Below are 7992 nucleotides of genomic sequence, written 5' to 3'. Positions count from 1 at the left end.
GTGATCGGCAGCATTTTCCCGCGGCGGGAAAGCCCAGAGGAGAACCCGAATTGACGTCCTTCGTCGTGGTCGGCGCCGGGTGGCGGGCCGAGATGTACTGGCGGCTGGCGGCTTCGCTGCCGGACGTGGAGTGCCTGGGTGCGGTGGTGCGCACGCCGCGCGAGCTGCCGGTGCCGGCGTTCGCCTCGCTCGACGAGGTGCGACCCGACTTCGTGGTCGCCGCGGTGCCGTGGGAGGCCAGCCCGGCCACCATCCTGGCCGCGGTCGAAGGCGGGCTGCCGGTGCTGGCCGAGACCCCGCCCGCGCCCACCGCCGACGGGCTGGCCGCGCTGTGGCGGGCGGCCGGCGGCAGCGGGCTGGTGCAGGTCGCCGAGCAGTACCTGATGGTGCCCGCACACGCCGCCCGGCTGGCCGCGGTGCGGTCCGGCGTGATCGGTGAGGCGTCGCAGGTGCAGGTCTCCTCGACCCACCAGTACCATGCCGTCTCGCTGATCCGCGGGTACCTCGGCAGCCTCGGCAGCTTCGGGCCGGTGACCGTGCGGGCGAGCCGGACGACGGCGCCGCTGGTCGACCCGCTGACCCGGGACGGCTGGACCGGCGACCCGCAGCCGCGGCCGGCCACCACCACGATCGCCACCCTCGACTTCGGCGACGGGCGCTCGGGGCTCTACGACTTCACCGACAACCAGTGGCACAACCAGCTGCGGTTCCGCCGGATCCTGGTGCGCGGCTCGCACGGCGAACTGCGCGACGACGAGGTGGTGCGGCTGGTGGCACCGCGCACGATCGTGCGCACTCCCCTGGTCCGCCGGCAGACCGGGTACGACCTCGACCTGGACGACTTCGACACCGACACGATCACGCTCGGCGACCAGGTGCTGTTCCGCAACCCGTTCCCGGGACAGCGCTGGAACGACGAGGAGATCGCCATCGCCACCCTGCTGCGGCGCACCGCGGCCTGGGTCCGCGGCGAGGGACCGGCGCCCTACCCGCTGGCCGACGGGGCGCACGACCACCTGATCGCGCTCGCCATCGAGGAGTCCGCGGACACCGACCGGGCGGTCACCGTGGCCGGCCCGCCCTGGCTCTGACCTTCCCGACCTGAGAGAAAGGGCTCAAGGCTGAGCGCTTCCGCCCGATCAGTTTTCGGACGGCACTATCGCCGTCCCGCCGCCGATCGGAGTGTGCATGACGACGCGAGCCGCCCGCGCCTGCTTCGGCGGGTGGATCGTGCTGCTCGTGGCCGTCTACTACTCGTCACCGGACAGCCACCTCTACACCTGGGCACTGCTCGGCTACTCCAGTGCCGTCGCGGTGCTGGTCGGCGTACGCCTCAACCGGCCCGCCCGCCGCCTGCCGTGGTATCTGATCTCGGCGGCGCTGGTGTGCTTCACCACCGGCGACACCTGGTACAACCTGGTCCTCGCGCTCGGTGACACACCGGACTTCCCGGGCTTCGCCGACCTGTTCTACCTGATGGTCTATCCGCTGCTCACCGGCGCCTTTCTGCTGTTCGTGCGACAGCGCTCGGGTGGCGGCAGCAACCGGGACGCGCTGCTCGACGCGCTGGTGCCGACCGTCGGCCTGGGCCTGCTCTCCTGGGTGTACTGGATCGCGCCGTTCACCCGCTCGCACGAGCTGACCGTCGCCCAGAAGATCGTCTCGGTCGGCTACCCGTTCGGCGACGTGCTGGTGCTGGCCATGATGCTGCGCATGCTCACCACCTCGGGCCGCAAGCCCCGGGCCCTGGTGGCCGTCGGCATCGCCATGGTGGGCCTGCTGATCTCGGACATCTTCTACGGCCAGTCCCAGCTCAACAGCGACTGGTCGCTGGGCGGGCCGGTCGACCTCGGCTGGATCGTCTTCTACGCCACCATGGGCTTCGCCGCGCTGCTGCCGTCGATGCGCGGGCTGACCGAGCAGACCGGCACCGGCGGCGTGGACACCAGCCCGCACCGGATCATCTGGATGGCCGCGGCCGCCATGATCGCCCCGGCCGTGCTCTACATCGAGTGGTTCAACGGCCGGGACATCGAGACCATGCGCGACGGCGTGGTCGACGCGCCGGTCATCGCAGCCGCCGCGGCGGTGATGTTCCTGCTGGTCCTGGCCCGGGTGAACGGACTTGCGCTGGCCCAGCGCCGGGCCCGGGCCCGGGAGCGCGCGCTGCGCGAGGCCGGTGCCAAGCTGTTCTCGGCCGCCACCATCGAGGAGACCGTGCAGGCCGTCGAGGACGCGGTGGCCACCCTCATGCCCGCCGACCGCCCGTACGTGCTGGACCTGGCCACCGACCTGCCGGACGGCCCGGACCGGGGCGAGATCCGGCTGGTGCCCGCGGCCGACCTCCCGCCCGGCGTGTCCGCGCACGGCTTCGACACCGTGCTGTTCGGGGCGCTGCCGCTGCCCGGCGAACCGCCGACCCACGCGTACGGCCTGCTGGCCGCGTCCGGCGATGTGCTGCGCGACCTGGCCGGCTCGCTCGAGACGCTGTTCGCCCAGGTCGAGGTGGTCGTGGAGCGGATCGGCCTGACCGGCGAGGTCAACCGCCGGGACAGCGAGGCCTACTTCCGGACCCTGATCCAGAACGCGTCGGACGTGATCCTGATCGTCGGTGACGACGACGGCATCCGCTACGCCAGCCCGTCCGCGGCCACCGTGTTCGGTCACCCCGACCTGGCCGGCACCCCGCTCGCCGCGCTGGTCGCGGTCAGCCACCACCGGACCATGCACGAGGTCCTGGCCGCGGTCCGCTCCGGCCGGGGCACCCAGGACGCCCCCGACCTGTCCGCGCTGTGCGCCGACGGCCGGCTGGTCCAGGTCGAGGTGGACGGCCGCGATCTGCGGCACGACCCGACCGTCCGGGGGCTGGTGCTGACCATCAGGGACGTCACCGAGCGCCGCCGCCTCGAGGACGACCTGTCCCACCTGGCCTTCCACGACGGCCTCACCGGGCTGGCCAACCGGGTGCTGTTCCGCAACCGGCTCGAGCAGGCCTTCGCGGCCGCCGAGCGGGACGGCAGCACGCTGTCCGTGCTCTTCGTCGACCTCGACGACTTCAAGGAGGTCAACGACACCCTCGGGCACGCGGTCGGCGACGAGTTGCTGGTCACCGTCGGACAGCGGATCGCGGCCATCCTCGGTGCCGGCGGCGCGGGCACGGCCGCCCGGATGGGCGGCGACGAGTTCGCCATCATGATCGAGCGCAGCCGGGCGGCCGAGGCCGAGGACGTGGCGTCCCGGATCGTCGCGGCGCTGGCCGTGCCGGTCGAGGTCGCCGACGGCCTGGGCGGCACCCACATCATGAGCGGCGCGGCCAGCGTGGGCGTGGCCGCCAGCACCGACGCGTCCAGCGCCACCGAGCTGCTGCGGCACGCCGACCTGGCGCTGTACCAGGCCAAGGGCGAGGACAAGGGCACCTGGCAGCGGTACCGGCCGGAGCTGCACAGCGCCATGGTGCAGCGCCTCGAGACCCGGGCCGCGCTGCACGAGGCGATCGAACTCGAGCAGTTCACGCTCATGTACCAGCCGATCGTCGACCTGGAGACCGGCCTGGTCTCCGGCGTGGAGTCGCTGGTCCGCTGGCAGCACCCGCAGCGTGGGCTGCTCAGCCCGTACGACTTCATCGAGGTGGCCGAGGAGAGCGGCACGATCGTCAGCATCGGCAGCTGGGTGCTGCGCGAGGCGCTCGCCCAGTTCGCCTACTGGCGCCGGACCGAGCCGGCGGCCTCGCTGGCATACGTGAGCGTGAACGTCTCGGCCCGGCAGTTCCGCACCCCCGGCTTCGTCGACCACGTCCGGCAGGCCATCGAGGACGCGCACGCCCGGCCCGAGTGGCTGCTGCTGGAGATCACCGAGAGCCTGGTGCTGCGCGACGCCGACCAGGTCTGGGCCGACCTGCGGGTGCTGCGCGCCATGGGCGTGCGGATCGCGATCGACGACTTCGGCACCGGGTACTCGTCGCTGAGCTACCTGCGGCAGATGCCGGTGGACGTGCTCAAGCTGGACAAGTCCTTCATCGACGACATCCTGGACAGCGAGCAGCAGCACATCATGGTGGACACGATCGTCTCGCTGGCCCGCAACCTCGACCTCGCGGTGGTCGCCGAGGGCGTCGAGGACCTGGGTCAACGGACCGCCTTGGCCCGGATGGGCTGCCCGTACGGCCAGGGCTATCTGTTCTCCAAGCCGGTGTGGCCGGCCGACGTGATGCCGCTCGTGCACAACGTACGAGCTCTCGTCTGAGGGGTTTTGACGGATATTCACTAGCGGCGGCGCCCGGCACGCGGCAGGGTCAAGGGCGTGCTGGAAAATCCCGTGTGGGCCGCCCTCTCCGGGCCACAGGCCTGCTATGCCGAGGCGTCCGGCGACGCCGCCCGCTATCAGTCCGACATCTCACCGTTCGCCGCCCTCGCCGACAACGGCGACCCGGCGGCCTGGCGTGACCTGGCCACGCTGACCGACTACGCGCTGCTCACCGGCCCGTCCATCACGCCCGGCCCGGGCTGGGAGATGGCCGTCTCGGTGCCCGGCGTGCAGATGGTCGGCCACGGCATGACCGGGGTGGACGACCCCGAGGCCGTGGTCCTCTCCGAGACCGACGTACCCGAGATCCTCGACCTGGTCGAGCGGGCCAAGCCCGGCCCGTTCCGCAAGCGCACCATCGAGCTCGGCCGCTACCTGGGCATCCGGGAGAACGGCCGGCTGATCGCGATGGCCGGCGAGCGGTTCCGGCAGCCCGGCTGGACCGAGGTGAGCGGCGTCTGCACCGACCCCGAGCACCAGGGCCGCGGGCTCGGTGCCCGGCTCACGCTGGCGCTGGCGGCCAGCATCCTGGGCCGCGGCGAGCTGCCGTTCCTGCACGCCGCCGCCGACAACGACCGTGCCATCCGGCTCTACGAGCGACTCGGCTTCGAGCCCAGCCACGACGTCATCTTCGCCTCCTACCGCTATGTAGGCTGACCTGTTCGGACGTTGACACGCTTCGATGGCTTCGGAAGCGTCGTTGGCATGTCTCGACTCCGCCCTCTGGCCTGGTCGGCCGCGATGCTCCTCGCGGCCGGCGCAGTGCTGACCGCCGTGCCGGCCGGCGCGGCCACCACGCCGACACCCAGCCCACCACCGGCCAGCCCCACCCCGCCCAGCCCCACCCCGCCCAGCCCGACGCCGCCCAGCCCGACGCCGCCGTCCGAACCACCGACCTCACCCCCGCCCGGCTCGCTGCCGCCAACCGGACCCGCTGACCTGCGCGTCACGAAGGCGACCACCACCTCGGTGACCCTCGCCTGGAGCGCGGCCACGCCGGGCAGCTTCCCGATCGCCGGCTACGACATCAGCCACAACCGGGCGTTCGACGACATCATGCGGTTGCAGAAGGTCGGCAACGTCACCACGGTGACCATCACCGAGGGCATCCGGGCCACCGGCAACTACAGCTTCCGGATCATGGCCCGGGACACCGCCGGGGGCTGGTCCACCACCGGCTCCAGCGTCAGCGTGGTCACCCCCGCCTCGGACACCGCGGCCGACCAGACCCCGCCGTCGCGGCCCACCGGCCTGGTGGCCGCGAACAGCCCGGAGGGCATCGCGCTGAGCTGGTCGCCGTCCACCGACGACGTCGGCGTCACCGGTTACGACGTCTATGTGTTCGACGGCCTGTGGTACTCGGCGCTGTACACCACGGTGTCCGGCACGACCGCCACCGTGCGCCCCATCCCCGCCATGTCCAGCCTGTACGTCCGGGCCCGGGACGCGGCCGGCAACCTGTCGGCCGAGTCGAACGCCGTGCGCTCGCCGAACGTCAGCAGCCCGACTCCCCCGCCGTCCAGCAGCCCGCCGCCGGCCCCGATCTGCTCGGTCGTCTACCGCAACAGTTCGCAGTGGAACGGCGGCTTCGTGGCCGAGATCCAGATCCGGAACAACACCGGCGCCCCGATCGAGAACTGGACGTTCGGCTTCCACTTCGGCGGCGACCAGGTGGTGCAGAACGCCTGGGGCACCGGCACGTTCACCCAGGCCGGCCGCACCGTCACCGCCACACCGGCCACCTGGACCCGGGTGATCCCGCCGAACGGCACCGTCACCATCGGACTGCTGGGCCGGTGGACGACCAGCAACGCGACGCCCACCGGCTTCACCCTGAACGGCTCTCCCTGCAGTTAGGTCAGGCGGCCGGCCTCACCACGTGATGCCGGCCGCCCAGTTCAGCAGTTCGGTGCGGGCCGCGGCCAGCGCGGCCGCGTCCACCGGGCGGGTGTCGGCCGCGCCCACCACCAGCGCGACGTGCACCGTGCCCGCCGCCGAGCCGGACGCGTCCAGCAGCAGCCGCCGGGCACTGGTCGCGCCGGGCTCGGTGGTCGCCGCGATCCGGCCGGACCCGGGCGGGCCGACCACCGTGCCCAGGTCGCTGACCACCACGGTGCGGGCGGCCGGGAACGTGCCGGGCAGGTGCAACTCGGTCGGCGCCGCGATCGCTGCGGCCGGTTCGCGCCACACCAGCACGCCGTACTGGCGGCCGGACACCAGCGCCGCGATGGCCGGCAGCCGGGACGGGACGGTCAGCCACGCCTGCTGGGTGCCGGCCCCGGCCAGGCCGCTGCGGGCCAGGTCCTCGTAGCCGAAAGCCAGGGTCCGGCCGGCCACCGCGGCCGGGTAGAGCCGGTCCAGCACCCGGCGGTCCAGGCGCAGCGCCCCGTTCGCGATCACCGAGTGGTCCTCCTCGTTCCAGCCGTCGCCCTCGGTCTGCACCTTGTCCGGGTTGCCGTTCATCAGTTCGGCGTGCCGGCCACTGTAGATGTCCCAGTGCCACTGGGTGCTGGACAGCACGGTGCCGGCGCCGGCCGCACCGTTCCAGAACGAGGCACCGGACAGCCGGGAGTCGAGACCCTGGTACATGGCGCGGACCATCCACGGCGTACGGGAACTGCTGCCGGTGCCGGTCAGCGCGTTGCCGAACTCGGAGACGAAGGCCGGTGTGTTCAGCGCGGCGGCGCGGTCGCGGATGCGGTTCATGGCGGAGACGTACGTGCCGTCGCGCGCCGCGGACGGGTCGAGCGTCATCCGCGCGCCGTCGTAGTAGTGGCTGTTGAAGACGTACCGGCTGCCCAGCGGCGCGATCGTGGACAGGCCGCCGGCCTCGCCGAAGGTGGTGTTCCAGAAGACCAGCGGCTCGGCGTACAGCGGCCGGTCGGCCCAGCCGGCACCGTCCATCACCTGCCGGAACCGCTGGTAGAACGGCAACAGCCAGGTGGCCTCCCAGGTGGTGCCGGACGCGCCGTCCAGCCCGCCGTCGAACGGCTCGTTGAACGGGTCGACACCCAGCATCATCGCGAACGACGAAGCCGGCAGCCGACCGGCGAGGTAGCTCAGGGCGCTGCGGGCCTGGGCCAGGTAGGCGTCCTGGACACCGTTGCGGTTGCGCCAGAAGTCGTACATGGCAGCGCGTACGGCATTGTTGTTGAGCATGTTCTGGCCCCACAGCAGACAGATGCCGCAGGACTCGGTCGGATAGTCGACGAGGTCGATCACCCATTTCGGGGCGCCGTCGCCGGTGTACCAGCTGTCCGCATGGAACAGATGTGCGGAGTAGAGATCCTGGTGCCAGTCGAGCAGCACCCGGATGCCGCGGCTGGTGAACTGCTGGATCTGCGCGGCCGCGCGGTCCAGGTAGGCGGTGTCGATCCGGTCCCGGGCCGGCTGCACGCCCTCCCAGGCGATCGTGAAGCGGATGGCGTTGGCGCCGGTGAGTTCCCGCATCGCGGCGGCCGACGTCGCCGCGTCGGCGGTGGACTTGAACGGGAGGAAGCCGGTCTCGCGCAGCTTGGCGCTGCCCGAGACGTTGAAGCCGCGCAGGGTGACCTCGCGGCCGTGCTGGTCGAGGAAGACGGGAACGGCCGCAGCGGCCGCCGCCGGTTGGGGGGCCGCCAGGCTCGCACCCAGCAGAGTGAACACGAGTAACGCTCGCATTACCGTCATGGATAGACGGTAATCATTTGA

5 protein-coding genes are annotated in these 7992 nt (G+C 72.0%); 4 read left to right on the top strand and 1 reads right to left on the bottom strand.

Annotated elements, in window-relative coordinates; genetic code table 11:
• Positions 1-50 precede the first annotated feature (50 nt).
• The 4 genes from Ari01nite_RS40945 to Ari01nite_RS40930 all read left to right on the top strand — a co-directional run bounded on the left by Ari01nite_RS40945 (position 51) and on the right by Ari01nite_RS40930 (position 6159).
• Positions 51-1091 carry a Gfo/Idh/MocA family protein gene (locus tag Ari01nite_RS40945; protein WP_203788865.1) on the top strand — a complete coding sequence of 347 codons (1041 nt, stop codon included), beginning with the start codon at positions 51-53 and terminating at the stop codon, positions 1089-1091.
• Between the two features lie 97 nt (positions 1092-1188).
• Positions 1189-4242 (top strand): putative bifunctional diguanylate cyclase/phosphodiesterase, encoded by a 3054-nt coding sequence (locus Ari01nite_RS40940; RefSeq protein ID WP_203788863.1) that lies wholly within the window; start codon positions 1189-1191, stop codon positions 4240-4242.
• 57 nt (positions 4243-4299) lie between these two features.
• Positions 4300-4959: a GNAT family N-acetyltransferase gene (locus tag Ari01nite_RS40935; RefSeq protein WP_203788861.1), complete on the top strand. Its 660-nt coding sequence runs from the start codon at positions 4300-4302 to the stop codon at positions 4957-4959.
• A gap of 48 nt (positions 4960-5007) precedes the next feature.
• Positions 5008-6159: a cellulose binding domain-containing protein gene (locus Ari01nite_RS40930; RefSeq protein ID WP_203788858.1), complete on the top strand. Its 1152-nt coding sequence runs from the start codon at positions 5008-5010 to the stop codon at positions 6157-6159.
• A gap of 15 nt (positions 6160-6174) precedes the next feature.
• Here Ari01nite_RS40930 and Ari01nite_RS40925 read toward each other — a convergent pair whose 3' ends face one another.
• A complete protein-coding gene (locus Ari01nite_RS40925; protein WP_203788856.1) occupies positions 6175-7971 on the bottom strand; it encodes a cellulase family glycosylhydrolase in 1797 nt (598 codons plus the stop codon).
• Between the last annotated feature and the right edge of the window lie 21 nt (positions 7972-7992).

This window comes from Paractinoplanes rishiriensis (assembly GCF_016862375.1).
GTDB lineage: Bacteria > Actinomycetota > Actinomycetes > Mycobacteriales > Micromonosporaceae > Actinoplanes > Actinoplanes rishiriensis.
The sequence above is the reverse complement of the archived record's forward strand: the minus strand, read 5'-3'. Positions and strand labels throughout refer to the sequence as shown.

Excerpts from the sequence above, each read along its gene's own strand:
- Ari01nite_RS40925 (WP_203788856.1), bottom strand. The coding sequence starts at position 7,971 with ATGACGGTAATGCGAGCGTTACTCGTGTTCACTCTGCTGGGTGCGAGC.
- Ari01nite_RS40930 (WP_203788858.1), top strand. The coding sequence starts at position 5,008 with ATGTCTCGACTCCGCCCTCTGGCCTGGTCGGCCGCGATGCTCCTCGCG.
- Ari01nite_RS40940 (WP_203788863.1), top strand. The coding sequence starts at position 1,189 with ATGACGACGCGAGCCGCCCGCGCCTGCTTCGGCGGGTGGATCGTGCTG.